The sequence below is a fragment of the Rhodoferax sp. ZS1R8 genome, assembly GCF_056521325.1.
Window position 1 is genome coordinate 20,634 of sequence record NZ_JBWMBA010000002.1, and the last position, 26,190, is coordinate 46,823.

At 57.7% G+C, this 26,190-nt stretch carries 36 protein-coding genes; 8 read left to right on the forward strand and 28 right to left on the reverse strand.

The window, feature by feature from the left end; all coding sequences use genetic code 11:
* Positions 1 to 19: 19 nt before the first annotated feature.
* The 13 genes from soxX to AC097P_RS06130 all read right to left on the reverse strand — a co-directional run bounded on the left by soxX (position 20) and on the right by AC097P_RS06130 (position 9,341).
* Positions 20 to 709, reverse strand: coding sequence for a sulfur oxidation c-type cytochrome SoxX (gene soxX, locus AC097P_RS06070; protein ID WP_479609497.1), 690 nt, complete (start codon positions 707 to 709; stop codon positions 20 to 22).
* Positions 710 to 722: 13 nt separating this feature from the next.
* The gene (gene soxA / locus AC097P_RS06075; RefSeq protein ID WP_479609498.1) at positions 723 to 1,526 is read right to left on the reverse strand and encodes a sulfur oxidation c-type cytochrome SoxA; all 804 of its coding nucleotides are present in this window, start codon (positions 1,524 to 1,526) and stop codon (positions 723 to 725) included.
* A 23-nt stretch (positions 1,527 to 1,549) separates the two neighbouring features.
* A complete protein-coding gene (gene soxZ / locus AC097P_RS06080; RefSeq protein WP_479609499.1) occupies positions 1,550 to 1,861 on the reverse strand; it encodes a thiosulfate oxidation carrier complex protein SoxZ in 312 nt (103 codons plus the stop codon).
* 48 nt (positions 1,862 to 1,909) lie between these two features.
* Entirely contained in the window at positions 1,910 to 2,365 is a 456-nt protein-coding gene (gene soxY / locus AC097P_RS06085) for a thiosulfate oxidation carrier protein SoxY (RefSeq protein WP_479609500.1), read from the reverse strand.
* Positions 2,366 to 2,427: 62 nt separating this feature from the next.
* Positions 2,428 to 3,534: a c-type cytochrome gene (locus tag AC097P_RS06090; protein WP_479609501.1), complete on the reverse strand. Its 1,107-nt coding sequence runs from the start codon at positions 3,532 to 3,534 to the stop codon at positions 2,428 to 2,430.
* Positions 3,518 to 4,882 carry a sulfite dehydrogenase gene (soxC, locus tag AC097P_RS06095; protein ID WP_479609502.1) on the reverse strand — a complete coding sequence of 455 codons (1,365 nt, stop codon included), beginning with the start codon at positions 4,880 to 4,882 and terminating at the stop codon, positions 3,518 to 3,520. Before soxC ends, AC097P_RS06090 begins: the two co-directional genes overlap by 17 nt.
* 110 nt (positions 4,883 to 4,992) lie before the next feature.
* Positions 4,993 to 5,313 carry a hypothetical protein gene (locus tag AC097P_RS06100; RefSeq protein ID WP_479609503.1) on the reverse strand — a complete coding sequence of 107 codons (321 nt, stop codon included), beginning with the start codon at positions 5,311 to 5,313 and terminating at the stop codon, positions 4,993 to 4,995.
* Between the two features lies 1 nt (position 5,314).
* Positions 5,315 to 5,809: a GlcG/HbpS family heme-binding protein gene (locus AC097P_RS06105; protein ID WP_479609504.1), complete on the reverse strand. Its 495-nt coding sequence runs from the start codon at positions 5,807 to 5,809 to the stop codon at positions 5,315 to 5,317.
* Between the two features lie 40 nt (positions 5,810 to 5,849).
* Complete coding sequence (locus AC097P_RS06110; RefSeq protein WP_479609505.1) at positions 5,850 to 6,332, reverse strand: SoxW family protein; 483 nt, start codon at positions 6,330 to 6,332, stop codon at positions 5,850 to 5,852.
* Complete coding sequence (locus tag AC097P_RS06115; protein ID WP_479609506.1) at positions 6,332 to 7,219, reverse strand: MBL fold metallo-hydrolase; 888 nt, start codon at positions 7,217 to 7,219, stop codon at positions 6,332 to 6,334. Before AC097P_RS06115 ends, AC097P_RS06110 begins: the two co-directional genes overlap by 1 nt.
* Before the next feature lie 63 nt (positions 7,220 to 7,282).
* Positions 7,283 to 8,566 (reverse strand): FCSD flavin-binding domain-containing protein, encoded by a 1,284-nt coding sequence (locus tag AC097P_RS06120; protein ID WP_479609507.1) that lies wholly within the window; start codon positions 8,564 to 8,566, stop codon positions 7,283 to 7,285.
* Positions 8,567 to 8,575: 9 nt separating this feature from the next.
* Entirely contained in the window at positions 8,576 to 8,881 is a 306-nt protein-coding gene (locus AC097P_RS06125) for a c-type cytochrome (protein ID WP_479609508.1), read from the reverse strand.
* 127 nt (positions 8,882 to 9,008) lie between these two features.
* Positions 9,009 to 9,341, reverse strand: coding sequence for an ArsR/SmtB family transcription factor (locus tag AC097P_RS06130; RefSeq protein WP_479609509.1), 333 nt, complete (start codon positions 9,339 to 9,341; stop codon positions 9,009 to 9,011).
* A gap of 326 nt (positions 9,342 to 9,667) precedes the next feature.
* Here AC097P_RS06130 and AC097P_RS06135 point away from each other — a divergent pair, with 326 nt between their 5' ends.
* Positions 9,668 to 10,078, forward strand: coding sequence for a DUF302 domain-containing protein (locus tag AC097P_RS06135; protein ID WP_479609510.1), 411 nt, complete (start codon positions 9,668 to 9,670; stop codon positions 10,076 to 10,078).
* Positions 10,079 to 10,204: 126 nt separating this feature from the next.
* Here the strand turns inward: AC097P_RS06135 and AC097P_RS06140 are convergent, their stop codons facing one another.
* Together AC097P_RS06140 and AC097P_RS06145 are read right to left on the reverse strand one after the other, a co-directional pair.
* Entirely contained in the window at positions 10,205 to 10,555 is a 351-nt protein-coding gene (locus AC097P_RS06140) for a rhodanese-like domain-containing protein (protein ID WP_479609511.1), read from the reverse strand.
* A gap of 101 nt (positions 10,556 to 10,656) precedes the next feature.
* Complete coding sequence (locus tag AC097P_RS06145) at positions 10,657 to 11,544, reverse strand: MBL fold metallo-hydrolase (RefSeq protein ID WP_479609512.1); 888 nt, start codon at positions 11,542 to 11,544, stop codon at positions 10,657 to 10,659.
* Between the two features lie 111 nt (positions 11,545 to 11,655).
* Between AC097P_RS06145 and AC097P_RS06150 the strand changes: the two genes are divergently transcribed.
* From AC097P_RS06150 to AC097P_RS06170, 5 genes are read left to right on the forward strand one after another with little or no spacing between them, the layout of a single operon-like run.
* Positions 11,656 to 11,988, forward strand: a complete 333-nt coding sequence (locus AC097P_RS06150; RefSeq protein ID WP_479610413.1) for an ArsR/SmtB family transcription factor — start codon at positions 11,656 to 11,658, stop codon at positions 11,986 to 11,988.
* 24 nt (positions 11,989 to 12,012) lie between these two features.
* A complete protein-coding gene (locus AC097P_RS06155; RefSeq protein ID WP_479609513.1) occupies positions 12,013 to 12,444 on the forward strand; it encodes a YeeE/YedE family protein in 432 nt (143 codons plus the stop codon).
* 38 nt (positions 12,445 to 12,482) lie between these two features.
* Positions 12,483 to 12,923 (forward strand): DUF6691 family protein, encoded by a 441-nt coding sequence (locus tag AC097P_RS06160; RefSeq protein ID WP_479609514.1) that lies wholly within the window; start codon positions 12,483 to 12,485, stop codon positions 12,921 to 12,923.
* A 1-nt stretch (position 12,924) separates the two neighbouring features.
* Positions 12,925 to 13,269, forward strand: coding sequence for a protein tyrosine phosphatase family protein (locus AC097P_RS06165; RefSeq protein WP_479609515.1), 345 nt, complete (start codon positions 12,925 to 12,927; stop codon positions 13,267 to 13,269).
* 18 nt (positions 13,270 to 13,287) lie between these two features.
* The gene (locus AC097P_RS06170; RefSeq protein WP_479609516.1) at positions 13,288 to 15,081 is read left to right on the forward strand and encodes a SulP family inorganic anion transporter; all 1,794 of its coding nucleotides are present in this window, start codon (positions 13,288 to 13,290) and stop codon (positions 15,079 to 15,081) included.
* 70 nt (positions 15,082 to 15,151) lie between these two features.
* Here AC097P_RS06170 and AC097P_RS06175 read toward each other — a convergent pair whose 3' ends face one another.
* The 8 genes from AC097P_RS06175 to AC097P_RS06210 all read right to left on the reverse strand — a co-directional run bounded on the left by AC097P_RS06175 (position 15,152) and on the right by AC097P_RS06210 (position 21,671).
* The gene (locus AC097P_RS06175; protein ID WP_479609517.1) at positions 15,152 to 15,694 is read right to left on the reverse strand and encodes a DUF6691 family protein; all 543 of its coding nucleotides are present in this window, start codon (positions 15,692 to 15,694) and stop codon (positions 15,152 to 15,154) included.
* Positions 15,694 to 16,248 (reverse strand): YeeE/YedE thiosulfate transporter family protein, encoded by a 555-nt coding sequence (locus AC097P_RS06180; RefSeq protein WP_479609518.1) that lies wholly within the window; start codon positions 16,246 to 16,248, stop codon positions 15,694 to 15,696. Before AC097P_RS06180 ends, AC097P_RS06175 begins: the two co-directional genes overlap by 1 nt.
* Positions 16,245 to 17,684: an MBL fold metallo-hydrolase gene (locus tag AC097P_RS06185; protein WP_479609519.1), complete on the reverse strand. Its 1,440-nt coding sequence runs from the start codon at positions 17,682 to 17,684 to the stop codon at positions 16,245 to 16,247. Before AC097P_RS06185 ends, AC097P_RS06180 begins: the two co-directional genes overlap by 4 nt.
* 147 nt (positions 17,685 to 17,831) lie before the next feature.
* Entirely contained in the window at positions 17,832 to 18,233 is a 402-nt protein-coding gene (locus tag AC097P_RS06190; RefSeq protein WP_479609520.1) for a DUF305 domain-containing protein, read from the reverse strand.
* 29 nt (positions 18,234 to 18,262) lie between these two features.
* The gene (locus AC097P_RS06195; RefSeq protein WP_479609521.1) at positions 18,263 to 18,592 is read right to left on the reverse strand and encodes a four-helix bundle copper-binding protein; all 330 of its coding nucleotides are present in this window, start codon (positions 18,590 to 18,592) and stop codon (positions 18,263 to 18,265) included.
* Between the two features lie 376 nt (positions 18,593 to 18,968).
* On the reverse strand, positions 18,969 to 19,424 hold the full coding sequence (locus AC097P_RS06200; RefSeq protein ID WP_479609522.1) for a DUF4440 domain-containing protein: 456 nt from the start codon (positions 19,422 to 19,424) through the stop codon (positions 18,969 to 18,971).
* 142 nt (positions 19,425 to 19,566) lie between these two features.
* Positions 19,567 to 20,994, reverse strand: a complete 1,428-nt coding sequence (locus AC097P_RS06205) for a heavy metal sensor histidine kinase (RefSeq protein WP_479609523.1) — start codon at positions 20,992 to 20,994, stop codon at positions 19,567 to 19,569.
* Positions 20,991 to 21,671 carry a heavy metal response regulator transcription factor gene (locus tag AC097P_RS06210; RefSeq protein WP_479609524.1) on the reverse strand — a complete coding sequence of 227 codons (681 nt, stop codon included), beginning with the start codon at positions 21,669 to 21,671 and terminating at the stop codon, positions 20,991 to 20,993. Before AC097P_RS06210 ends, AC097P_RS06205 begins: the two co-directional genes overlap by 4 nt.
* A gap of 157 nt (positions 21,672 to 21,828) precedes the next feature.
* Here AC097P_RS06210 and AC097P_RS06215 point away from each other — a divergent pair, with 157 nt between their 5' ends.
* Positions 21,829 to 22,191, forward strand: coding sequence for a DUF4148 domain-containing protein (locus AC097P_RS06215; RefSeq protein WP_479609525.1), 363 nt, complete (start codon positions 21,829 to 21,831; stop codon positions 22,189 to 22,191).
* Between the two features lie 68 nt (positions 22,192 to 22,259).
* Positions 22,260 to 22,532, forward strand: a complete 273-nt coding sequence (locus tag AC097P_RS06220; protein ID WP_479609526.1) for a copper-binding protein — start codon at positions 22,260 to 22,262, stop codon at positions 22,530 to 22,532.
* Between the two features lie 180 nt (positions 22,533 to 22,712).
* Here the strand turns inward: AC097P_RS06220 and AC097P_RS06225 are convergent, their stop codons facing one another.
* Genes AC097P_RS06225 through AC097P_RS06245 form a run of 5 tightly spaced genes read right to left on the reverse strand, consistent with a single transcriptional unit; the run spans position 22,713 to position 26,184 of the window.
* Positions 22,713 to 23,063, reverse strand: coding sequence for a copper-binding protein (locus AC097P_RS06225; RefSeq protein ID WP_479609527.1), 351 nt, complete (start codon positions 23,061 to 23,063; stop codon positions 22,713 to 22,715).
* Between the two features lie 11 nt (positions 23,064 to 23,074).
* On the reverse strand, positions 23,075 to 23,563 hold the full coding sequence (locus tag AC097P_RS06230; protein WP_479610414.1) for a DUF411 domain-containing protein: 489 nt from the start codon (positions 23,561 to 23,563) through the stop codon (positions 23,075 to 23,077).
* An 11-nt stretch (positions 23,564 to 23,574) separates the two neighbouring features.
* Positions 23,575 to 24,069, reverse strand: coding sequence for a cupredoxin domain-containing protein (locus tag AC097P_RS06235; RefSeq protein ID WP_479609528.1), 495 nt, complete (start codon positions 24,067 to 24,069; stop codon positions 23,575 to 23,577).
* Between the two features lie 26 nt (positions 24,070 to 24,095).
* Complete coding sequence (locus AC097P_RS06240) at positions 24,096 to 24,716, reverse strand: hypothetical protein (RefSeq protein WP_479609529.1); 621 nt, start codon at positions 24,714 to 24,716, stop codon at positions 24,096 to 24,098.
* 25 nt (positions 24,717 to 24,741) lie between these two features.
* Positions 24,742 to 26,184, reverse strand: a complete 1,443-nt coding sequence (locus AC097P_RS06245; RefSeq protein WP_479609530.1) for a multicopper oxidase family protein — start codon at positions 26,182 to 26,184, stop codon at positions 24,742 to 24,744.
* Between the last annotated feature and the right edge of the window lie 6 nt (positions 26,185 to 26,190).

A 26,190-nucleotide genomic window follows, 5' to 3' on the forward strand; every position in this document is an offset into this window, starting at 1 on the left:
CCTGCGCAAGCGCGCGGGCTTACTGGTTGACCGGCGACTTGGGATCCAGGAGTAGCGCCACGATGTCGCGGACCTGAGCTTGGGTCAGAATGCCCATATGGCCGGCACGCGGCATGTTGGAACACGCGTTGTAGGCCTTGCTGTTCCAGATCTTGCCCCAAGCGTATTCCAGCATGGGCTTGGCAGCGGGGCTGGCAGGGTCTGTCACACCCCGCAGCTTGCCAAAGTTGTAGAGGCTGGGGCCAATGGTGCCAAAGGAAATTTCCTTGACGTCCATCTTGTGGCAGTTGTAGCAATTGCCCCCATTGGGGGACTTGGGGTCGTCGGTCCAGGTTAGACCGCGCCCGCTCTGGGCAATCTTCTCGCCCTCTTTCCAGTCACCTAGAAATTTGCCGTCGCTCGGCCACTGAATGGTTTTGTAATTGCTGGCCTCAATGATTTTTGCCGTCGCCGGGTCCAGCGGTTTGCCAGCAACGTCTGCCGCACTGCACAGGCGATTGGTCTCGTCGATAGACAAAACCCGGTCGACGGACACCGCGGCTTCACTGCGGAAGGACGATCGGGTCGCATCGGCGGTGCGCAGGTCGTAAACCCCTGCATTGCGTGCGTCAGGCTTGCTTTTGACGGCAGCCTTGCTCTGTGCAAAGGCGGGCAGGGTGCCAGCTGCCAATACTGCGGCAATGGCAACGGTGGTGTGTTGAAGCTTCATGGTAGTTCTCGGCTTAGCGTTTGATGGCAGGCGCCACCGACTTCGATCCATCGCTGTTCACGCCAAGGTAGACGCCCAGCGCAATCGTTGCATCACTTCCAAACCCGGGGTAGGGGAACCGCTGCTGTCGGTAGCAGTCGTTTAAACGCTGTTGCATGCCCCACATCTGACCATTGGATACGCGGTAGGCGGGCCAGGCCGCAAAACCCACGCCGTCACCAGGATTTTTAGTCAGGTTGGGCAGGTCCTGCAAGCGGATGCGTGCGCCATCTTGGCTGTGGCACGACGCGCAGGAAAAATCGTGGGTACCTCCGCGCTGGAAGAACAGACGCTTACCCACTTCGTATGCAATTTTTTCCTGGGGATGGGTTTGGGGGAGCTTGAACTTGCCATCCTTCGAGGCTGCGGCCAGCCATGTAGCGAGTGCAGTCACATTGGCTTGCTCACCTCGCCCGAAGGTAGTTTTTGAAATGTCAGCGCCATTAAACCCCTGCAGCGACTCCATGCAGGTGACCAGTCTGGACTCCAGGTCTTGCACGCGCTTGGTGTCCTGAAAAAAACGCGGCAACTCCAGAAAGGCGCCCTGAACAACGCCGGGACCCTTGCCGAGATCACACTGCTCCAGAGACGCGTTTTTTGGGCCACGCTTTTGTTTCCACAGCGACTCACCCTTGGCCTCAAACAATTCTGCCGGATTACCATCCTGCAGCATTTGTCGATACTCCTCGATGCTTTGCACCGATGTCTTTTGCGCGAGGGCCATGCTCGCTGTCATGCCAGCTAGCCCCAGTAATGCCAACAGTCGCATGGACTTCATACCGCCTCCTTTTTGTCAGACGTTCAGGACACCGTTGCTTCGTCCGTACGGGTGTCACCCTTGTTGTCTTTCCACGTGATGGCGACCTTGTCGCCAGCCTTGGAACCTTTGATCGTGAATTGCAGAAACGGATTTTTGGACACTGCTGGGCCCCAATCTGCGGTCATGACCACTTTTCCGTTATGGGTGGCGCTGACCTCACTGATATGCCATGCAGGCACCAGGTTTCCGGCGCTGTCCTTGCGTTGGCCGGATTCCATTTCATGTGCCATGAGAACACGTACCGTTGTCTTGTCGCCAGCTGCCTGGGCGCGAATGCGCATGGGATCTGCCATTTTGTTTCTCCTGAATATTCAATTGGTGGATGTGGTGCGTGGACAACGTCAGCCGCCGCAGCCACCCAGAGTGACCTTGACTTCCTTCTTAGCAAAAAAGGTTTTCCCGTCGTTCATGATCGCCACGGCGTATACGTCCGACGACTGGCCCATCTTGGCGCGTGTGGCGACATTGGCTTCCACGCTGTCGGTAATGTTGAACAGTGCAACCAGCACGGATGGGTTCTTCTCCACCAGAACCAGCAGCTGTTTCACTCCGGCCAATGTGGTGCTGGCAGTGAGCGGAACCACCGCACCGTTTTCTGCGATGTCTGGCCCACCTATGGTTACGTCCTTGCTCTCGGCGGGTGCTGCGGCGCCCAGCGCTTTGAGGACGTCGGCCAGGTTCTTGGCATCAAAGGCCGTCTTGTCATAGGCCAGTGCGAATTGCGGAAACATGCCAGCAGATGCCAGCAATCCCGCAACAACTGCGCTGTGTTTGAGTGTCTCGCGACGCGTTTGCATGAGTGTCTCCTTAATTAAGTCCATACTAATAAATAAAGTGGTCAACCGAATCCACGTTTTCCCTATCTTCCCGCTCCACTGGCTAACCAACTGGCAAGCGTGGCCGCGTCTGCATCGCTCAGGCCCTGGGCTGGCATGGGAATGGATCCCCATACGCCGCTGCCCCCGAGCTGGATCTTTTGGGCTAGATAAGCCACTTTGCCAGGATGTTTTTTAGCAATATCGGTGAATGCCGGGCCGACGATTTTTTTGTCCATGCCGTGGCAGGCTGTGCAACTGTGTTTGGCCAACAATGCCAGTGCGACCTTATTCTCCGGGTTGGTCGCAGGCGGCTTCTTGGCTTGCGGCATCGCAACGGCCACTGCCACTGCCACTGCTGTTGCTGGTTCAGAGATTGCACCTTTGCGTTCGGGCTTGGTGGTGTCCGCACCTTGTTGTGCGCCGACCAGGCGGTTTTGCTCCGCCAGGTTGCCGTGGGCGTTGCGCGCAAAATCCGGCAACACCGAGGCCAGCTTGGGCTCGGGCGCACAGTCTTTCATGCAGGCCTGGTTGCGGGTGTCGGGCTGTGCGGTCCCTTTAAACTCCTTGCCCGGCCACAGGTTGTGTGATGTGGTCATACCGTTGCGGTTGGGCATGCGGCTTTGCACCTCTTGCATGTTCTTGTCGGAGAGGGTGAAGGTGTCCGGAACAATGCCGCTGAGGTTGAGCAAAAACGCAGTGACGGCGTATACCTCTTCCGTGGACAACGTCTTGGGTGCGTTCCAAGGCATGGCGCGGTTGATGTAGTCCCACAGCGTTGAAAGGGTCGGCACCTTCATGAACGTGGTGCGACTGGGGTAAGCGGCGTCGCGCAGGTTGGCCACGCGGCCGGATTGAATATCGGCCTTGGTGACACCACCCACCAGCGGGTTGAACACTTCACCTGACTCACCAAAAAAGCCATGGCAGTTGGCGCACTTGGTCTCCCAGACATCCTGCCCCTTGGCAACCGAACCCGAGCCCGCTGGCAAGCCCTTGAAGTCAGGGCGTACATCAATGTCCCAGGCCGCTACTTCCTTGGCTGTGGCGTCGCGTCCAATACCGGGGTACTTCCCGGTTGTCTGCGCTGCGCACAGACCAGTACCTGTCAGTACCAGTGCGATGACAAAGTGCTTAAGAGAGTTGGACATTTTTGACCTCCCCGCTTTCCTGAACCAGCCAAGACTGGATCGCGTTGTTGTGGTAGATCGACCGGGTGCCACGCACCGCTCGCAGTTGTTTGTAGGTCGGCTGCACAAAACCGGTTTCGTCCGTTGCGCGGCTTTGGATGATGGTGGGCTTGCCATCCCAAACCCAGTCCAGGTTGAACCGGGTCAAGGCCTTGGTCATCACTGGGGACTCCAGGCGTGCTGTACGCCAATTGCGTCCACCGTCAACCGACACATCTACCCGTTTGACCTTGCCCCGCCCCGACCACGCCAGGCCGGTGATGTTGTAGAAACCCTTGTTCAGCAGCACCTGGCCGCCCGATGGCGTGGTGACCACACTCTTGCACTCCTGGATGCTGGTGTACTGCCGGTGCAGGCCGTCGGGCTGCAGGTCCATGTAGTGGATCGCTTCGTCCTTGGTGGCGTAAGGCATGTCACCCACCTCGATGCGCCGCAGGTACTTGACCCAGCTCACACCTTGCAAGCCCGGCACGATGAGGCGTAGCGGGTAACCCTGCTCGGGCCTGAGCATTTCGCCATTTTGGCCGTAGGCAACAAACACCTCGCCCGACTTGATGAGCTCCATGGGAATGGTGCGTGTCATGGATGAACCATCGGCTCCTTCCGCCAGCACAAATTTTCCGGCCTTCCAGTCGATGCCAGCCAGCTCCAGCAAAGTGACCAAAGGCACGCCTGTGAATTCGCTGCAGGAAATCATGCCGTGGGTATATTGCACGGTTGGCACAGCAACATTGCCCCAGTCCACGGCGGTGTTGGCACCGCACTCAATGAAGTGGAAGCGCGACACCGATGGCAGACGCATGATTTCGTCCAGCGTAAACACCTTTGCCGCCTTCACCATGCCGTTGATCATCAGCCGGTGCTTGGAAGGGTCTATGTCCCACCAGCCCTGATGGTGACGCTCAAAGTGCAGTCCGCTGGGCGTAACGATGCCGAACAAGGACTGCAAGGGCGCAAACGATACAGACGCTTGTGTGGTCTGTGTAAGCCCCGGGCTTTGGCGGCGTTGCACATTGGACTCATAGCCAGATGGTTTACCGTAGCCGCCATCCGATGCAACGCTCTGCCCCAGCCCCTTGCTGTGCTCTGGCAAATTCAATATGTTGGGATCACCGCCCTCCGGCACAACGGGGTTTCCCTGCGCGATGGCGGCGGGAACCAAGCCCGCGGCCGATGCTGCCGCGAAAGCATTGCGCAGGAAATTGCGCCGACCTTTCTTGGCCTCGACCAAGACTGTCTGTATACCCGCCGGGGTTAAAAAATTCTCGGGCGCTTTTCGGATTCGACCCGAACCGGTGCCATCGCGCATAGTCTTCTCCTCGTTCTTGTTGTAGTCTCAAGTGCCACCCAGGGGTATGGCAAATATCAGAACACACAAATATAATAAACCAATTATATAGTTCGTGTAAACATCCCACGTTATTTCAAGTGGTAGAAGTCCCGGTTCAACACGGCGGCTACGGATGTCACCTCGTCCGGGAACATCCCCAGGTTCAACTCGGTGTTGCATTGCTCCACCATGCCCCGAAGAAAACCCGGCGTGTTGATGCGTCCCTTTGGCTTGTAGATCGCACTACCGTCACCGCCGACTTTTTTTGCATGGCAAGCGACACATTTATGCTCGGCAATCAGTTTTTCGCCCAGCTTGAGATCCGCCCCGGCAAAAATGTCGGGCCCGCCCTGAGCTAAGCCCGCTACGGCGACGAGGCCTGCAACCAGTAGGGTGATGCACGTACGCATGTCAGAACTCCAGTGCGTCCGCTATCGCCTGGATGCCGGCCTTGGCGCAGGCATCGTCGGCATCACCGCCTGGCGCTCCCGATACGCCAATGCCGCCCAGCAAACTCCCGCCGCCTTCTATGGGTATACCACCCCCAGCGGCCAAAAACCTGGGTTGGTTGCGCAGGCCGCTCATGGGTTTGCTGGCCTGGGTTTCTACCGCCAGCGCAGTGGTGGCGGTGCGAAAGCTGACGGCAGTCCATGCCTTGTTGGCTGAGACCTCTACGGTATGTGCGCCAGCAAACCGGTCGCGCAACAGCACCTGGGTGATACCGGCGCGGTCAACCACTGCGACGGCGACCTGAAAGCCGCTCTTGCGGCAGCTTTCCATGGCGGCTCTGGCCGCGGATAACGCGGCCTCCGGCGTCAAGGACTTGGTCGAAAATACGGCATCCTGGGCCCAGACTGGACTCGCGGAGTTGATCAGCAAAAGCGCGGCAGCTATAAGGTTTCGCATAAAACTCCTTGGGTTAGGTTTGACCATGGCAATACGCCTCTCAATAGGGCTTGGCAATTGCCGCAGCTGCCGCGTGCAGCCTGTCGTTCAGGTACGCACCATAAAAGTCTGGCAAGGACGCGCCGACCAAACGCGGCGCAAGCTCTGCCCCCTTAGCGCCAAAAAAGAGTACGGTGGGTGCGATCCTGATGCCCCGCTTGTGTACCCATTCCTGGTGGGATAACACCTGACCATCGAAATCGGCAACCCTGCTCGTGGTGTGCATGTCAATTTGCACGGCATGCACGCCACTGCGCAAGCGCATGGGCGCCAAATAGTTCTGGCGTACCTGCTGGCAGTAGCCACAGCCCTCCAGGCTCACCAGCACTACAAGCGGTTGACCGGCCTTTAAGGCCTGCAACAGGTCGCCGGGCAGGTCCGTGGCGGAGGGTAACGTCGCCGGCTGGTTGGACCACGCAGCGCCCGCAACCATCGACACAAGGAGTCCCCCCATTTGGCGCCTTGTCATGGCAAGGGCCGTCATCAGTCGGTCTCCTGTTCCAGCAACAAATAGGTGTTGTACGCATTCATGCGGTTGGCAAAGCGGAACAGCGGCATTTGCTCAAAGCGGGACCAGTCGGTCGAACGGTATGCCTCTTCAAAAGGCTCCAGGTTCTTGGCGGCCTTTCCCATGGACATGCGCAGGTAGGCGAGGTAGTCACGGGTCAGCCGCATGTCTTCACGTGCTGCGCGTGAAGTCCCGCCGTGGCCCGGAACAATCACCGCCGCGTTGAATTCAATTAGCCGGTCCAGCGCAGCAATCCAGTGTCGGCTGTCCGCTTGCCCCACAAAGGGTATGCGTGCGCGGAACACCAGATCACCGGCAAAAAGCACACGCTCCGAAGGTAGGTAGACAACCAGGTCCTCTGGTGTGTGTGACGGGCCCAAGGCCTTGATCTGAAAATCCACTCCGCCAACCTGCAGCAGTGTGTCGCCGTCAATCCATTGGTCCGCATGGGTCAGCACAGTTTGTGCGTTGACCCAGGGTGCCAGCTCTAATCGCGACGCTTCCAGCCGCAACCGTGCTGTGTCGGAGTTGAGATACGTGAGTGCCGCCTTATGGGCAATGATCTTGGCCCCCTGGGCCTTGAAAACCTGCAACCCATAGATGTGGTCAGCGTGGTAATGCGTAACGATGACATGGCTCACGGGTTGCGACGTAAGCTTCTTGATCTCCGCAATCAATTGCTGGGCCAATACCGGCGAGCCCAGCGCGTCAATAACAACGACGCCAGCAGGGGTGACCACAAACGCCGCGTTCGATATGAAGTTCTGGTTGGCTACGGAACCGAGGGCCGAAGAACCCTCCACATACCAGACCGAATCGGAGACCGGCTGTGCCTGCATGGCCAAAGCTTGGGGTGCCGACAACAGCCCCGCCAGGCATGCCGAGCACCAGAGTAAAAAACGCAGGCTCCACATAACGGTGCGGCTTCAGGCCAGGGTGTCCGCCCAGATGTTGTGGGCCCAAGCCATCGCGTACGCACCCTCCAACGCATTGGCATCAGTGGATACGCCGCCGGCCCCGGCAACGGGCAACATGGTCTTTTTCTCGGCGTCGTAACGGTGAACGCTGGACACGTGAATGGCATCCTCATCACTGACAAAGCTGTAGCAGGTGTTGTTGTATATCGGCAGATCGTTCGGTGTCCTGTCACCCAGAAGCGCTACTACAGCTGCCGCGCAGGTCTTGCCATGCTGATTGGCCATATGGCCCGACTTGGGCATGGCAGAGGCAATTTGGATGGAGTCCCCGAGCACGTGGATGTTTTTATGGACTCTGGATTCAAAGGTGAGAAAGTCAACCTCGCACCAACGTTTATTGGCAGTTGCCAGCCCGGTATTGACGGCAATCATGCCTGCCCGCATGGGTGGGATCACGTTGAGTACGTTGGCCTTCACGTTGTCGCTGAAATCAAACTTCAGCGTGTTGGTTGCCGCGTCCACATCGGTTAGCGTGTGTTTGGGCCGGTATTCGAGAATGCCCTGGTAACGCTCTGCCCATGCTTTTTTGAAGAGGGGGCCTTTGGATGTCACGTCGTCGTTGGCGTCCAGCACTAGCACCTTGCTTTTGGGCTTGGCCTTGCGGAAATAGTTGGCAACTTGGCAGGCCCGCTCGTAAGGTCCGGGTGGGCAGCGGTAGGGCGCCAGCGGTATGCTCATGGCATAAACGCCGCCGTCGGGCATGGCCTCGAGCTGCTTGCGCAGGCTTTCCGTTTGTGTACCCGCTTTCCACGCGTGCAATATCTTCTCTTGTGCACCCGCCGCGTTCATGCCCGGCAACGCATCCCACATGAAGTCGACGCCTGGTGACAGGATGAGTCGGTCGTATGACAGCTCGCCGCCGCTGGCCAATTTGACCAGGCGTTTGTCCGGGTCTATGGTGGTGACCATGTCCCGCAGCACCCGTATGCCGTGCCGCCGGGCCAGGTTGTCATACGGCGTGGTGATGTCCGCCATCGTTTTGACGCCGCCAATGACCAAGTTGGAGATTGGGCATGACACGAAACTTGCGTTTGGCTCGACCAGTGTCACCTGGATCTGGTTGTCGGACCACATGCGAACATACTTGGCTGCAGTAGCACCGCCAAAACCTCCACCCACTACGACCACTTTGGCTTCTTTGCCTGCGCCCTGGGTAGCGCAGCCTGACAGCAGGCCCGTGCCAGCGAACGCACCCAACGCGCCCGCGGTTTGCAATATTTGACGGCGTTGCATGGCGACTCCTTACTTCTTTAGGTTGGCAAAGTAGGTTGCCATTTGCTCCAGCTGTTCGTCGGTATAACCTTTGGACAACTGATGCATGATGGTTGCGGGGCGCTTGCCAGACTTGAAGTCCAACAAATTTTTCAGCAGGACATCTTTAGGCTGGCCGGCCAACGAAACCATGCCGGGCTGGGCCACGCCTTGCGTCCCGTGGCAGTTTGCGCAGCCCGCGGCAAGGTCGCGAACCTTGGATACATCTGCAGCACCTGCACTAGCAGCAAACAAGCTGGTCGCGGCCAGCACCACCAGTTTGATCGGAATATGCATATTGACTCCTGGGTGTTGATTGCCGTTCGACCGCTTGCATTTATTAGCGATCTCTTATATTTAAGGCAATGCTATTCCCAGTCGTACAAAATGCTGTCAGTGAAAACCCGAAGACGCCGCAGACTTCTTATTCGCCTTCTATTTGGGCGCAGACGGCCTTGCAAAGATTCACGATTTGCTGGTTGGCGATGCTGTAGTAGATCTGCACGCCTTCGCGGCGTTTGGCCAGCACACCGCTCTTGTACAGCGTGTTGAGGTGCTGAGACATATTGGGCTGTGTGGTGGCGATCTTCTCCAGGAGGTAACTTACGTTTTGCTCGCCATCACACAGGCAATTGATGATTTTGAGCCGCATGGGAGCGGACATGACCTTGAACAGTCCGGCGGCCTTTTCGAACTGATGGTCGGAATGGTCCAACGTCGGGCGTTTGGTTTTGGGAGTACGGGTGACCATGTCCATAAATGTACTTGGTGTTGTGCCTCCCCCACTTTCGCTCAGGTGCCCGGCACATATCTAGGTGGGCCTGGTAGGCTCCAAATGCAAAATCCTATTGCTCTGGGAGTTGATCGGGGCGCGGTGTGATTACTCCGCCCGGCAAGTACGCTGGCACACAGACGAATAAATTACGTGCGTTCAGACTGAACGTTCGTGCTGCTCAGCCCAGTTCAAGTCCACGCTGTGAGCTAGCGCTGATCGCCTGTGCCAAATTGGCAAGACGGGTAAGCAAACCGTTGGCTGCTGAAGTAGTGCTCACCAGATTCCTCCACCCAAAGAAAAGGAAAACCATGTACGGATTTACCACCATTCTCACCGGCATCTCCTTCGACGAGGCGCTTGCAAAGACCCTAGGCGCGCTGAAAGCGGAGGGCTTTGGTGTACTCAGTGACATTGATGTGCAGCACGCTATGAAGGAAAAGCTGGGCGTGGACATGCCGCCTTATCGAATCCTTGGCGCCTGCAACCCACCCCTGGCGCACCAAGCCCTGCAGGCCGCGCCTGACATAGGATTGCTTTTGCCATGTAACGTGATCGTACGAGAGGAGGCTGGGGCTCGCGTGGTAGTCGGCTTCCTTGATCCTCAGATCATGGTGAACCTGGTCGGCAAGCCAGAGGTAAAGACTGTGGCCGACGCAGCGCAGGAGCGTCTGCGCCGGGTCTGTGCAAGTCTGGGCGGCAGCACCGCACAAGATACCTGACGCACATTGCGTGAGTTACACGCGCGGCGGCATCAAAACTTTCAGCAGCCACACATGGCAAGTTTCGAACGCACCTGCATAAAGGGCCGCTGTTAGCCCGCCCACCGTTCGGAATGCAATGGGTATTTAGGGCTGGAGTGCCCGGTACGCTTTGAGCCCACCCGCAATGAATTTGGCATTCGCGTACCCCATCGCACGCAAGGTGTCGGCCGATAGGGCGCCGCGGTTGACCGCGTTGCAATAGCACAGGATGGTGGTGCTGAGGTCGGGTATGGCCGCCTCAATGTTCATCTCCAGCTTGCCCCGGCTGACATGCAACGAGTGGGGGATGTGGTCGGCGTCGTGCTCTTCCTTGTCGCGTATGTCCAATGCGACCGCACCGCGCGCCAGGAGTGTGTCCACGTCTTGCGGTTGAACTGACTCCACGCGGGCAGCCGCCGCGTCGGCGAGTTGTTGAAACTTTTGTGTATAGGCCATCGTGTCTCTTCAAGAGTGTGGTGCAGACAATTGCTATGTATTTAATAGCTGTATAGCCAGCATTATCGGGGGCTGGAGGCTTGTTTCGTTTGTAACGACTCCTACAGCACGTTAAGCGGTATCTTCAGATAGGCGTGTCCGTTGGGCTCGGCTGGTGGCATCGCCCCAGCGCGAATATTGATCTGTACCGAGGGCAGTATCAGGTTGGGCATGGCCAGACCTGCGTCGCGTTTGCTGCGCATGGTCACAAAGGCCTCTTCAGTCACACCCTCGTGGATGTGGATATTGCTGGCGCGCTGCGCGGCAACTGTGGACTCCCAGGTGGGCGCGCGGGCGTCGGGCGGGTAGTCGTGGCACATATAGAGGCGGGTGTCGCCAGGCAGGCTCAGCAGTTTGCGCACACTCTGGTACAGGTCGTTGGCATTGCCACCGGGGAAGTCGCAGCGGGCAGTACCCACATCGGGCATGAACAGCGTGTCACCCACAAACACGGCGCTGGGCCCAACCTCAGACATCACCTCGTAGGCCATACACGCTGGGGTGTGGCCGGGTACGGGCAGGGCGTGGGCTGTCAGGCCACCAATGCCGAAAGCTTCGTTGGGCTGGAACAGGTGGTCAAACTGGCTGCCGTCGGGGTGGAACTCGGGCTCCAGGTTGAAAATGCCCTTGAACACATTTTGCACATCGGTGATAGCCGCGCCAATGGCAATCTTGCCACCCAGCTGTTTGCGCAGGTAGTGGGCCGCCGACAGGTGGTCGGCGTGGGCGTGGGTTTCCAGAATCCATTGCACGGTCAGTGCCTTCTCTTTTACAAATGCCATCAGACCGTCGGCAGACGCGGTGCTGGTGCGGCCCGACTTGGCATCAAAGTCCAGCACAGAGTCGACGATGGCGCAGTGGCCGCCATCGTGGTCATACACCACGTAGCTCACGGTCCAGGTGGCGGGGTCGAAACAGGCTTTGATCTGGGCTTGCTTGGCATCGGTCATGGATAGCTCCTCTAAAAACGGATCGTTTAATTAATATGACGATAGTTTATTGACAGATATATTGTTTGTCAATAGAATATGGGAATCGAAAACGAACTGGACCTGCGGACCATGCCTACCCAAGCTGAAATCTCAAACCCGCTACCCCTTGATCTGGAGGTGCTGCGCCAGTCTGCCAACGCCGCTTGCAGACTGATGAAGACCCTGTCCAACCCCGACCGCTTGTTGCTGCTGTGCCAGCTCAGCCAGGGTGAGTTGAACGTAGGTGAGCTGGAAGCCCTGGTGGGCATTGCCCAGCCCACGCTGTCGCAACAGCTCGGTGTGCTGCGGGATGAGGGTTTGGTCAGCACCCGGCGCGAGGGCAAAAACATTTACTACTGCATCAACAGCCCACAGGCCATGGCGGTCATGGGTGTCTTGTACGCGCAGTTCTGCAAATCTTGAAACCTATACACAAGGAGTAAGACCATGGCGATTGACTGGAACCATTTCACCCCGTGGGCCGCGCTGGCTGGCGGCATTCTGCTGGGCCTGGCCTCGGCCATTTTTATCTTGGTCAACGGCCGCATTCTGGGCATCAGCGGCATTGTGGGTGGCCTGTTGCGCCCCAAAACCGGTGACACCAGCTGGCGCATCAGCTTTGTGCTGGGCATGCTGGCCGCGCCCGTGCTGTACATGCTGGTAGCAGTCCCCGTGCCGGCCACGATTGACGCAGGCTGGGGCACCGTGGTGCTGGCGGGACTGCTGGTGGGTGTGGGCACGCGGTACGGCTCGGGTTGTACCAGTGGTCACGGCGTGTGCGGGCTCTCGCGCCTCTCGCCCCGCTCACTGGCGGCCACGCTGTCCTTCATGGGCGCTGGGTTTGCCATTGTTTTCCTGGTGCGCCACGTATTGGCCTAAGCACCAGCCGTTAACCGATCCATTTGAGGAGTATTCGTATGCAACACCGTGTAACCGAGTTTTTGGTAGGCCTGCTGTTTGGCGTGGGCCTGATCGTGGCCGGTATGACCGACCCCAGCAAGGTGCTGGGTTTTCTGGACCTGGCGGGCACGTGGGACCCATCCCTTGCCTTTGTGATGGGAGGGGGCATTCTGGTGGGGCTGGGCGCCTTTGCCACGGCCAAAAAACGCACCACTACTTTTTTTGGCGGGGCCATGCAGCTGCCCACCTCGACCGACATTGACAAGCGTCTGATTGGCGGCGGTCTTTTGTTTGGCGCGGGTTGGGGCTTGGCGGGCTTCTGCCCCGGCCCTGCCATTGTGTCGTTGGGAGCCGGCGAGCCCAAGGCGGCTGTCTTTGTGGCCGCCATGCTGGCGGGCATGGCGGTGTTTGAAGTGTTGGAGCGCATGCAAGCGCGCAAATCTGCAGGAGCCCACTGACATGTCTATCACCACACATGCCATAACACCCGGCTTTGCCGTAGCGGCCCAGTTGTTGGCCAGCCAGATGGCCGATGCGGCGGCCCAGGGCTTCAAGACCGTGGTCAACAACCGCCCGGACGGTGAAGGCGGAGCCGAACAGCCCCCGAGCCAGGCCTTTGCAGCCGCGGCCCAGGCCAACGGCCTGCATTACGTCTACCTGCCCGTGGTGGGTGGTGCTATCACAGCGGAGCAAGCGTTGGCCCTGCGTGAGGTATTGCAGACGGCACCCCAACCGGTGCTGGCGTTTTGTCGGTCCGGTGCGCGCTCGGCACAGCTCTACACACTGGCCCAGGCAGACCGCTAAAACACGCCAAGGCATCCCATGACCCCTCCCCGTTTTTTGATTGCGTCGGCCTTGCCGCAGTGGCTGCGCCACTACCAAAAGGCGTGGCTGGCCGGTGACCTGACGGCCGGTCTGATCGTCACGGTCATGCTGATTCCACAAAGCCTGGCCTACGCGCTGCTGGCCGGCTTGCCGCCAGAAGTGGGGCTTTACGCCAGCATCCTGCCCATCGTGGCCTATGCCCTGCTGGGCTCCAGCATGACGCTGGCGGTAGGGCCAGTGGCTGTGGCGTCGTTGATGACGGCCAGTGCGCTGGCACCCTTTGCTGCAGCAGGCACCACCGAATACACCACGATGGCGGTGCAGCTGTCGCTGATCTCGGGTGTCATGCTGCTGGCTTTTGGTGCGCTGCGCCTGGGCTTTCTGGCCTACTTTTTGAGCCACCCGGTGATCAGCGGGTTTATCACCGGCTCGGCCGTAGTGATTGCCATCGGCCAACTCAAGCACCTGCTGGGTGTGCGGGTGGCCTCGTCCTCTACCTGGGAGACACTGCAGGGCCTGGTGCATGCCCTGCCGCAGACCAACTCGACCACGTTGGCGCTGGGCCTGGGCAGCTTGGTCTTTTTGGTGGTGGCGCGGCGATACCTAGCTGGGTGGCTGGTGAAACTGGGCCTTCCTGCCAAGGTGGCGGATCTGATGACCAAGCTGGCACCCATGGCAGCAGTCATAGTGTCTATTGCCGTGGTGGCCTTGGGGCGGCTGGACATCAGCGCCAAGGTCAGCGTGGTGGGCGTGGTGCCACAGGGTCTGCCGCATCTGGGGCTGGAGTTGCCCGGCCTCACCACGCTGGGCCAATTGTGGTTGCCGGCCTTGTTGATATCACTGGTGGGTTTTGTAGAAAGTGTGTCGGTGGCGCAGTCGCTGGCACTCAAACGCCAGCAGCGCATCGCCCCCAACAAGGAGCTGCTGGGCCTGGGCGCGGCTAATGTGGCCAGTGCCTTGTCGGGCGGCTACCCGGTCACGGGTGGCTTTGCCCGCTCGGTCGTCAACTTTGCTGCGGGTGCCAACACACCGCTGGCGGGAGTGGCGTCTGCCGCGCTGATGGCGCTGGTGATTGCCACCATGACCGGTGCCTTTTATTACTTGCCCCACGCGGTACTGGCCGCCACCATAATCGTGGCCGTGGTGTCGTTGGTGGACTTTGCGACTTTGAAAGAGGCTTGGCACTACGACCGGGCCGATGCCCTGTCACTCATCGCCACGGCCTTGGGCGTCATCACCATGGGTGTGGAAGTGGGCATTCTGATGGGCGTGGCCTTGTCGCTGGGTGTGCTGGTGTGGCGCAGCAGCCGCCCGCATATGGCGGTGGTGGGCCGGGTGCCGGGCACCGAGCACTTTCGCAATATCGAACGGCATGCCGTGGAAACCGTGCCCGGCCTGTTGGCCCTGCGGGTGGACGAAAGCCTGTTCTTCGCCAACGCCACAGCACTCGAAGAGCGCATAGAAGAGCTGATCCACCAAGACCCTACGGTGCGCCGGGTGCTGCTGGTGTGTTCTGCCGTCAACCAAGTAGACACGACGGCCCTGGGTGTGCTGACTGAGCTGAACACCAGCTTGGCCAAACGGGCCATCACCCTGGAGCTGGCCGAGGTTAAAGGCCCGGTCATGGACCGGCTGCAGCACACCGCACTGGGCTATCAGCTTCAGGGGCGGGTATACCAGAGCGTGCACGCCGCATTCAGTTTCAGTTCCGGCAGCATTTCTCAAACTATGCCAGATGCCGCTCAGGTAGATACAGGTAGCTTGTCAACTTTCAGTCGTGTTACTCGCTAAGTGAAATGATCACTGCGTGTGCACTCACAAATCCGTCTACAAGCGCGGATACCGGCCCAATTACTACGTGCTAAATGACCGCCGGGACGTCAGTGTCCGAATCAGCACGCGGGCGCACTACTACGTCCAACGGTATAACGGGGCGGCCTGCAGGTTTCCCGCTCAGCAGGTTTACACGTCCCATAGTTCCAACCTCGAGCGCCTTCTTTATTCGGGGATAGGTAGCCACGAAAGCTGCCGCTGCGGCCAGCATGCCTGACATCGCCCAAAGTCCTTCGCGGCGCCCGCTGCCCGCTGCCGCCGCGGCTGTTCCCGGGCAGTAGCCCGACAGCGCCATGCCCGCCCCGAAGAGCACGGCGCCCCCCACCAGGCCCACTGGATTCATCGGTTTAGGCTCGAAGGTCGTAAGCCCACGTCGGCGCAAGAGTCGGTGGCCGATTGCGCCCACTACCACTGCAGTGCCCATCGTTTTTGCAACGCGGCTGTCGTCACCCGTCAACTGGCCAACGATCGTCCGCGAGTCCGCGAGGCGACCTCGCTGGAGCAGCGCTCCGAAGATGATTCCGCTGGCTAAACCCAGCGCGTTCTGCGTGAACTTGTTCATTTCTGCCATCAGAGTTCCTTGTTTGGGCGACGGGCACCACGCGCTTGCCGCGCTAGCAATGATCCGACCCCGAACATGAGTGGGGTGAACAACCAGCTCGACCCCGCACCCTGCGCCGTGCCTGACAGCGCGTGTCCGCTGGTGCAGCCGTCCGCCATGCGGGCGCCAAACATGAGCATCGCTCCGCCTGCAGCACTGGCAAGTGGCGAGTGTTTCGGTTCCGCGCCCTCAGACTCCATTTTTCCAACATCGCCACTGCCGCCGAAGAGTCGCGCTGCAGCCATGCCACCCAGGATCGTACCAACCACCATCCACGACTCTGAGTTGAACTTCGGAGCCTCCTTGCGGGCCTTGACATAATCGTTGACATGGGCCGTATCAGGAGCCACGCGCCGCGCTACGAGCGCCGCAGTACTCTCGTAAGCACCGCTTATGCCTATTCCCTTGCGGAACGCCCCGAACGCAAAGACATTGAGCAGCCCTATAGCGGCTCCAATCAAATAGGGCGACGGGCCGTGCCCATTTGCGGGGTCCTGCCTGACTGACGGTTGATGGATGCTCATAGGCGGGGGCCCTCCACTTCAGGGGTAGTTACCGAGTTATCGGATGCACCGAAGTCCATCTGCAGTCCCAATCGCTTCCACGCGTCCATGCCACCTAGCAAATTGCGCACATCGCGCGCGCCACGGCGCAACAACATGCTGGCCGCCAAGCTCGCACGGTGCCCCACACCACAGGTGACGACCACAGCAGTATCGGGGTCGAAGGAAGGCATTAGTCGATCCAGCTCTTTCTCAACATAACCGACGTATAGATGGGAGGACCCGGGAATGTGTCCCTCGGTCTCGAACTCGTTATCGTCGCGTACATCCAAGACCCGCATGTCGCGACGTTGTGCGTCTCCGCCAACTCGGCCGGGGCCGACGGTACCAATACCCGCCATCGGCAAACCCTGGTCACGCCAAGCTTCGAAGCTGCCCGCGAGCACCCCCTCAACGTGGTCGAGACCGACCCGAGCCAGGGCCTTCACCGCGTCCGGCAAAGACTTCTCAGCATCGTCGATCACTAGATAAATGGGAGTCCCCGGCTCAGCAATCCAGCCAGCAAAGACGGGCAAGCCCTTGGCCCAGATACTGTACGAGTTAGGTACATGTCCGCCAGCGAATGCCTCGGGCAGACGTAGATCAAAAACAACGCCGCGGCGACTCTCCGCCTGGAATTCCTCGGGCTGCAGCACTCGCACCGCACTTGCGGCCCGGGGTGGTCCCATGCCACCGTTTGCATTCACCTGCTCCATGTGGCGAAAGTATGGCGGGCGCGGAATACGTTCGTCCAGCTTGCCTTGCACGAAAGCCTGGCGCGAGCGCACGAACACAGGGTTGTACCGTCGTTCGAGCCCGATGGTCGAATCATCACGTTCAGCGATGTTTCCACCGCAGACCGACCCGGCACCGTGTCCAGGCAATACGAGTGTCTGGTCGCCCAATGGCAGGAGCTTCGAATGCACGGCGTCATAGAGCTGCCCTGCGTGTTCAGCGGTCTTCGAAGTGTCACTCAAGTCCGTACGACCCGACTCACCAATGAAGAGCGTATCTCCAGTGAACACCGCCCACGCATGCTCCGGTGCATCGTCCACGTAGACGGCGTAGCTCATGCTTTCTGGGGTATGCCCCGGCGTGTGTAACGCGACAATACGTAACCCCTTGGCGATTTCAAAAGCCTCGCCATCGTCCAGCCGGATATCGCCATGGCCGAATCCCTTATGACGCCCGTTGATGACCTTAGCGCAGCACTGGCGCGCAAGCTCAGCAGAGCCCATGACGAAGTCTTCCTGGCGATGGGTCTCCATCACGTACTTGATCGTGAGCTTGTGCTTTCGCGCCAAGGCCAGGTACTCATCGACATCTCGGCGCGGATCGACAATTGTGCCTTCGCTTTCATTGCCGATCAGGTACGCTACGTGAGCAATGCCGGGTGTCTTAATGCGTTCGACAATCATGGCCGTAATGTAGGCATCGCTGCATTCCCAGTCTGTGCGGCTTCGCACAACGCCAATGACCGCACCGTCCGTTTGAGGGAGTTGTTGTTGTGGTGCGCAATTCGCGCTAATGTAACCGCTTCTATGACGTAATCAGATGTGGAACTTTTACTTTTGCTTTGCCAGCCAGCGATCAAACTGGGCTATCTCTTTCTTTTGCCCCGCAATAATCTTAGTGGCCATGGCCTTCAGCTCTGCCGACTTCCCGTGGGCCAGCTGCATTTCCGCCATGTCCAAGGCTTGTTGATGGTGCATTTTCATCATCATCGCGAAGTCCTTGTCCATGTCGCCGGACATCTTCATGTTTTGCATGCTGTCCATGCCGCCTTTCATGGATTGTTTCATGTCGGGCGATCCCATCAGGCCGCTATGCATGCCGGCTTTCGGCGCGCTTGCAGAGGCCGCCATAGGCATAGCGGTCTGTGCTTGCACTGCCGTTGAGGCAAGCCAAAGTGCTGCTATTGGGATAAGGCATATCGCCCGGATCGGTTTGCGTGTTGGGTAGTACATGGATTTATCCTTGGATGGTGGTTTGAAAATTACTTCGCCATGCTGCAGCAGGCGTCAGCGCAACGTTTGCATGCCTCCGCGCATTTTTGGCAATGGTCCATATCGTGCTTGCCGCATTCAGCTGCACAGGCTTCGCATGCAGTTGCGCAGAGTGCGCATACCGCGTCCATTTGTGAACCACCCATGGCGATAGATGTCGCTGCCAAGCGGCAGATATCGGCACACTCTAAGTCAAGGGCGATACAACGGGCCATTGGCTTGGGGTTGTCTTCCTGTAAGCAGGCCGTCGCACACTGAAGACAGGCGGCAGCAGATTCGTTGCAGGCGCGCAGACATTCGATTTCTTTTGCTGTAAGCATTGGGATCTCCTAATTAAAGGATTCATAGTCGCTCGCAGGACTCACAAGTACTGTGCGCCACCACACGCGAGAACAATTACCGCGCCGATTTGTCGATATATACAAACTACGGCGTTCACAAAGGGGTGTCCCCATCAACGCTCTGAATTGATTGCTATCGATGCTGTTTGATCAATGTCAATGTTTCGCCGCAACTACTGCATAAGATGTAGTGACGGTAGGCACCTCAGTGTCAACGTGTGCAGCCATTCGAGGTATTTGAATGGGTTGCGAAGGGAAATCATCCACGCCCGAGGCGGATTTTCTTCCGACAAGGCTGTATGCAGATTGCCCTATCTAACGCAGCACAACCCCAGGACGATTCCCTCATAGTTTCTCACTGTTTGTGGGATGACCAATGCAGATGCTGAATTTTCCAAGCGTCGCCCTCACGGCGTAAAACCATGGTCTCTTGGCCCACACGGCGAACACTCTTTCCCTTGAATGTTTCGGTAGTTTCGCCAGTCTGCATGAGTACACACATCGATTGGTCGCACTGCTGCCGCGTATTTTTTACAGTGTGTTGTGTCGCCTTCGCAAACGTGATATCGGCCGCGAGATGGTGAGAGACGTATTCGTCACGCGTTTCGGCATGACCAGATTCGTAGATCAGTGCTGTGGCGGATAACAAGGCGCTGGCACCTTCGGTATTTCCGGTCGCGAGTGCCGCGTGAAACTGCTCCGCTACTTTGCTTGCCGCCTCAGCACTGGTTACTTCTGCAGCGTTGGCAGTGCAAGCCATTGCCAGCATTGCGGCGCATAAGGTCAGATTGGTTCCTTTCTTTAGATGCATCGTGTTCTCCATGTTTCATTGTTGAGTAACTTGCCAGACTGGATGTCGGTTCCGAGTCGTACTCCACCGTTTGACTTTTGGGTAGTGAAGTCCTTCCATCGATAAATTCCACACTTGCAGGTGCAGCAGACGATACCCAGAGTTAGTATTTGGACTCGGAAATTGGAAATACCAATGTGAACGTTGTCGTCTTCCCCAGCACACTGGACACGTCAACGCGCCCGCTATGAGCCTGCATGATGGAACGAACAATTGCTAGACCCAATCCGCTTCCTCCGTCCAAGCGCGCGCGACTGGAATCAACGCGGTAAAAACGATCAAAAATTCGTTCCAAATGAATGGCTCCGATACCTTCCCCCTCGTTGGTCACTGCCAGCCTGACGCTGTCGTCCGTCGTTGAGATCGCCGCCCTAACTGTCGAACTAGGGTAGGCATGCCGCACAGCATTTGACAAAAGGTTAGTGACCGCGCGTTGCACTAGCATTCGATCGACCATAACAGTCGCTGCTCCAGTGACGTCCAGGGATATCTTGCGTTCTTCGGCAACCAGAGATAGATATTCGGTAACCTGTTGGACTTCGTGTGATAGCTCCACAGCCTCGCTGTGGAGAGCACTTTCGTTTGAGCTAGGGTCTGTTCGCGCAATGAAGAGCATGTCTGAAATGAGGCTGGCCAATCTCTCCAGCTCATCGACGTTGCCTTCTAAAACCTCTCGAAGAGTCGCTTCGTCACGTTTTTGGGACAGCGTCACCTGCGTTCGCCCAAGAAGAGTCGCAACCGGGGTACGCATTTCGTGAGCGAGATCGCCCGAAAATTCCTGGAGCCGCTGATAACCGTCGTCGATACGGTCAAGCATTCCGTTTAACTCTCCGGCTAACTCGGCTAGCTCAGTAGGTAGGCGTTCGGAAGATACACGATGACTTAGCGTCCTCGTTCCGACACCAGCTGCCAGTCTGTTGAAACGCCGCAGTGGCGCTAGCGTCGTCCGCGCAATGAGCCAGGCCCCGAAAGCGACGACGAGTAACAGTAGAGGCAATCCCACCACGGTTGCTCTAACAAATCCGGCCAACAGCTGCGTATCGTGTCGGCGATCCATCGAAAGCCTGAATTTCACCAATTGCCCGTTGGCCACCCGGCCAGTACCGTTGTGAGTAGTGTGTGATACACCAGTTGACGAAACCCACGCCTGGATAATCCTCGTCCCAAAGGTGGGGGCAACGTCAACTGCCTGGCGCGGCTTCCCTGAATAGTTCACTACTACCTGATCGCTGGTTGATTCGATCAATGACAGGTGAAGGTCGTCATGGCCAATCAATAGGTCAGCAAAACGGTGACTATTTTGGGGGATGGACTGAGGCGAGGGAATTTCGGACAACACATGCATCAGTAGCTCGCGCTTTCCATCCAACTCCGAGGCTGCCCGAGCGTCGAGTTGGGCGGATAGAGCCTGAAATCCCACTCCAATTGCCAACGCGGAAACGACAAGCCCAAATGCTGCGCTGGCCATTGCGATGTGTGCCGCCATGGAGTAGCGAGCTCTCCAACCCGTCAATTGAGCGAGGTTGTTCATAGTGGAGAACGGCGTTCCAGGACATACCCAACACCCCGAACCGTATGGATCAATTTTTCGTCGAAAGGATCATCAATCTTGGCGCGCAGGCGCCTGATTGCCACTTCGACCACATTTGTTTCTGAATCGAAGTGAATGTCCCAAACCAACGATGCGATTTGTGTTCTGGATAGAACTTCGCCAGCCCTTTGGACGAGAAGGGTCAACAATGCGAACTCTTTTGCGGACAGATCAACGCGCTGTCCGGCCCGGGTTGCTCGGTGACGAATGGGATCAATCTCCAAATCTGCAGCCCGTAGCACAGGCTCTGCAATTGCAGGTTGACCGCGTTTCAGTAATGCCCGCACCCGTGCCAGCAACTCTGGAAACTCAAATGGTTTGACCAAATAGTCGTCAGCGCCGAGATCGAAACCTCGCACCTTGTCATCGGTATTGCCACGCGCGGTGAGCATCAAAACTGGGACCTGCTTCGAAGTGCGGAACGCGGACAACACAGTAAACCCATCAATACCCGGCAGCATGACGTCTAGGATCACCAGATCATGATCGCCATTCAACGCCAGGTGAAGTCCGTCTGTACCGTTGCAAGTTACTTCCACGCCATAGCCGCTCTCTGTCAAGCCCTGGCGAAGGTATTCAGCGGCTTTAGGCTCATCTTCAATTAATAGTATTTTCAAAAGATTTCCTCAGCTCTATATAACGAATTCGTAATCTGCGAGTCAGCGTGTTGTCGCGACCAGGTATCTACATTTAGAACCGTGATGCAAGGGTTGCATCGCAGTCATCCCAGTAGTTGGGGAGACACATTGCAATCGATACTTAAGGAGTTCTATCATGTTCTTTAAAAGAACCGTATTCGTCCTGGCCCTTGTTGGGGCAACCATTCCAGTAGCTTTCGCTAACAGCGGCAGCACTCTGGTTGGCGGCGAGAAAGGTATTGAAACCCACAAGATGCCAAGCACCAACACCCGGGCGGAAGTGAAGAAGGAGGCGCAGGATGTCCGTAACCACTTAACAAAATCCCATGGGGTAACGCAGGTCAATGGCGAAGCAGCTTACACGCCCACACAACATAGCCACAGCCTCCAGAACGGTACGCTTGTAAACACGGTCACCGCGCCAGCTGTAAGTGCCAAGCCGACGTTGGCAATGACGGGCATGGATCAACGCCAGCTTCGCGAGCTTTACCTGAACTAAATCTGCGCCCTATGGTATGGCTTGGTGTAAACCCCCAAGCTTTTTTAAACTTCACCGAAGACATTGCCATGAAACTAAAAATCTCGACTCTCCTGATAACCGCTTTGCTTTCAATGGGCGCCTCCGCCCATTCCACCGCTGCAACGGATACCGCACCGGGCGTCAAAAACGCTTCTGCTGTCTCCAATTCGGTAAAGCTGACCGCGGGTGTGGTTCGCAAGATCGATATTGAACAAATGAAAGTGACCATCAAGCACGAAGCTCTTGAGAATCTAGATATGCCAGGAATGACAATGGTCTTCAAAGCGACTGATTCCGATCTTCTCAAAGGTTTCAAGTAAGGGGACAAGATCATGTTTCGTGCTGAAAAGCTCACCGACGGGTTTACGGTTGTAAAACTCGAACACGCAAAGTAAACGCAAGGGTCCATGGGCTGAAGCTTTCGCGGTTTCGCCCTCAACGACCAATGCGCTAGAAAAGCCGGAGAAAGATTAAACTTCCCCGGCTTGACGGATCCGCGACTACTTCGCGGGTTGAATGTCCGTTACAACAAAAGCTCCACCAATTTTTTCAGCGCTGAAGCGGACCTTGTCTCCGACTTTTGCCTTGCCCAGCAAGGTGTCTTCTTTCACCTGAAACACCATGGTCATTCCCGGCATATCAAGATTCTTGATCTCGCCGTGCTTGATGGTGATTTTCTTGTTGTCCGCATCGACTTTGCGAATTTCGCCATCGGCCATGTCAGCCGTGGCTGCCACGGCAGTATCTTTTTTGGTTTTGTCCATAGCAGCAGGTGAGCCCGTGTGTGAGCCGGCGTACGCAGAGCCGGAAAGCAGGGCGGACAGGAGCAGCGCAGTGTGTAGTTTTTTCATCGTGTTTTCTTTCAGGAGTTGGTGGACGTTACGGAGACTTTGGAAGGATAGGTTTGATAAACACGCGTGCCGCCGTCCTTCAGAACCAGCAGCACGTCGTAGGGGTCTTTGCGCCCCCGGTAAATCGGCGCGTCCATGCCCGGCGAACCGACTGGCATTCCCGGCACCGCCAGTCCCACAGCTTTGGGTTTTTCTGTGAGCAAACGGTGAATGTCAGTGGCCGGCACATGGCCCTCAATGGCGTAGCCGCCGATCAATGCGGTATGGCAGGAGCCGAGCTGCTCCGGTATGCCGAGGCGCTTTCGGGCCCGCGCGTTGCCGCTGTCATGGACCTTGACCCGAAAGCCGTTGGCTCTCAGATGGTCTATCCATTCTTTACAGCAGCCACAGCTCGGGTCTTTCCAGACCTCGACTTGCGGGCTTGTTTGTGCAATCACCACAGGCGCCAGCGCAGCGGCGGCGAATCCGCTCAGGGTCTTTAAAAGAAAACGCCTTTGCATGATGATCATTCTTATCGTGTAGCGACCGTGATCTTGCCAACCATGCCGGCCTGGTAGTGGCCGGCGATCAGGCAGGCAAAGTCAAAGTTACCGGGTTTGTTGAAGGTCCAGATGATTTGTCCGGTCTTGCCCGGTGCAACGTGTGCCATGTAGGGCTCGTCATGCTCCATGCCGGGAAACTTGACCATCAGTGCGGCATGTTCGTCCAAGTCTTTCTTGTTGCCGATCACCAGTTCATGCATCATCTTGCCGCTATTTTTGATGACGAATTTGATGGTCTCGCCCTGCTTGACGTCGATCTTGTCTGGCGAAAAGCGCATGCTGTCGCTCATGCCGATGGTAATGGTGCGGCTGACGGCTTTGGCATCGCCGGCGATGCCCCATTCCTTTTGTTCCTTCTTGACCGGGCCAGCTTTTTTTGTATGCGCTGTGTCACTATGTGCAAGAGCCAAGGTGCCGGTGCTGGCGATGCATGCAGCGAAGAGGAGGGTTGTCAGTTGTTTCATAATTGTTTCCTTCATGTAAAAAGCGCTCAGTGCTTGTGGGAAGAGGGCACGGCAGGAATGGCGGTAGCCACCCCTGCGGTGTAGCCACGCAGTTCTGCGTAGCGGTTGATCTGATGGGGCGTCAGCAACGCGGTTTGCTGCAAGTGGGTCTGCAGATGATTGGCGCGCAGCGTGGCCTGAAGTTGTGCAATGCGGTCGGTGTGGGTTGTCAGGCCGGCGGCGTTGATCTGGCGGGTCGAGAACGATTGATCCAGCGCGCGCTCTGCCTCCACCAGCTCGGCACCAATGCGTCGGACATCTGCCTTGTGGCGGTCCAGCAGCTCCTGCGACGCCTGCTTTTGCACAACGGTCAGCGCCAGAGTTTGCGCCAGTTCCAGCGTGTGCATGGGACCGGGATAACCATTGAGCTCGGCCGCCTTCGCCAGCTCCATTCCCTTGCCCTGCAGCAGATCCTGCTCTTGGGTGGCAGACAAGGCCTTGATGCTGCGGGTCTGTTGACCGGCATAGGGGTTGAGCGCAGGTGCCGTTGCGGTTGTCGCATGGGTCCCGTGCCCGTGTTGGCCAGGAGCATGTTGGGCAAATAGGCCTCCAGCCCCCGTCAACGCTATACAGGCAGCTATCAATTTAAGAGTATTTTGGGTTTGCATGGTATTCCTTGTGCTAAGTAGCTGATCAATGTTGACTGTGGTCCATGCCACCCTTGGCGCCCTTGTTGCCCATCACAGGCTTGCGAACCTGCACTTCAATCTCCTTGGCCGGCATGTTCTGCGCTTTCATGGTCTGCCCGCCTTCGGCGGCAAATCGTGCAGGGTTGGGCAATGCGCCAGTCCACTCGTACGCGACCTCACCCGCCGGGTGTTTGTACCAGCCGGGGTCTTTGTAGTCGCCAACCTTTTGGTTCTTGCGCACTTTGAGCACTGAAAACATGCCACCCATTTCCACCGACCCAAACGGGCCTTCACCCGTCATCATCTTGGCGGTGTTGTCGGGTATTGGCATGTCCATCTCGGCCATGTCGGCCATGCCGCGTTCACCCATGACCATGTAGTCGGGGATGACGTTGGCGATGTCACGTACCACCTTGCGGTGGTCCACACCAATCAACGTGGGCACGTCGTGGCCCATGGCGTTCATGGTGTGGTGGCTCTTGTGGCAGTGGAAGGCCCAGTCGCCTTCTTCATCAGCCAAGAAATCGATCTGGCGCATCTGACCCACCGCTACGTCCGTGGTCACCTCGTACATGCGGGTGGACTTCGGTGTAGGGCCACCGTCGGTGCCCGTCACCAAAAACTCGTGGCCATGCAAATGGATGGGGTGATTGGTCATGGTCAGGTTGCCCATGCGGATGCGCACCTTGTCATTTTTGCGAACCACCAGCGGATCAATGCCCGGGAAGACACGGCTGTTCCAGCTCCAGATGTTGAAGTCCAGCATGGTCATGATCTTGGGGGTATAGGCACCGGGGTCGATGTCGTAGGCGTTGAGCAGGAACACAAAGTCTCGGTCCACTTCGTCAATCAGCGGGTGTTTTCCCTTTGGGTGGGTGATCCAGAAACCCATCATGCCCATGGCCATTTGGGTCATCTCGTCCGCATGCGGGTGGTACATAAATGTGCCGGGCCGCCGCGCTACAAACTCGTAGACGAAGGTCTTGCCCGGATTGATGGCTTTCTGGTTCAGTCCGGCCACGCCGTCCATGCCATTGGGTAGTCGCTGGCCGTGCCAGTGAATACTGGTGTGTTCGGGCAACTTGTTGGTGACGAAGATGCGCACGCGGTCGCCCTCAACGACCTCGATCGTGGGCCCCGGTGACTGGCCGTTGTAACCCCATAAATGGGCTTTGAAGCCGGGCGCCATTTCGCGCACCACGGGCTCGGCCACCAGGTGGAACTCTTTAACGCCCTGGTTCATGCGCCAGGGCAGTGTCCAGCCGTTGAGCGTTACCACCGGGTTATAGGGGCGGCCTGTAGCTGGGACTAGCGGAGGCATGGTGTCAGGCTTGGTTTGCAGTACCGGCTCGGGCAGTGCAGCCATGGCCACTTTGCTGACCGACGCGGCTAACACCGCACCGGTGATGGCGCCAGCGCCACCCAAAAAATTGCGTCTATTGTTCATAGTGTT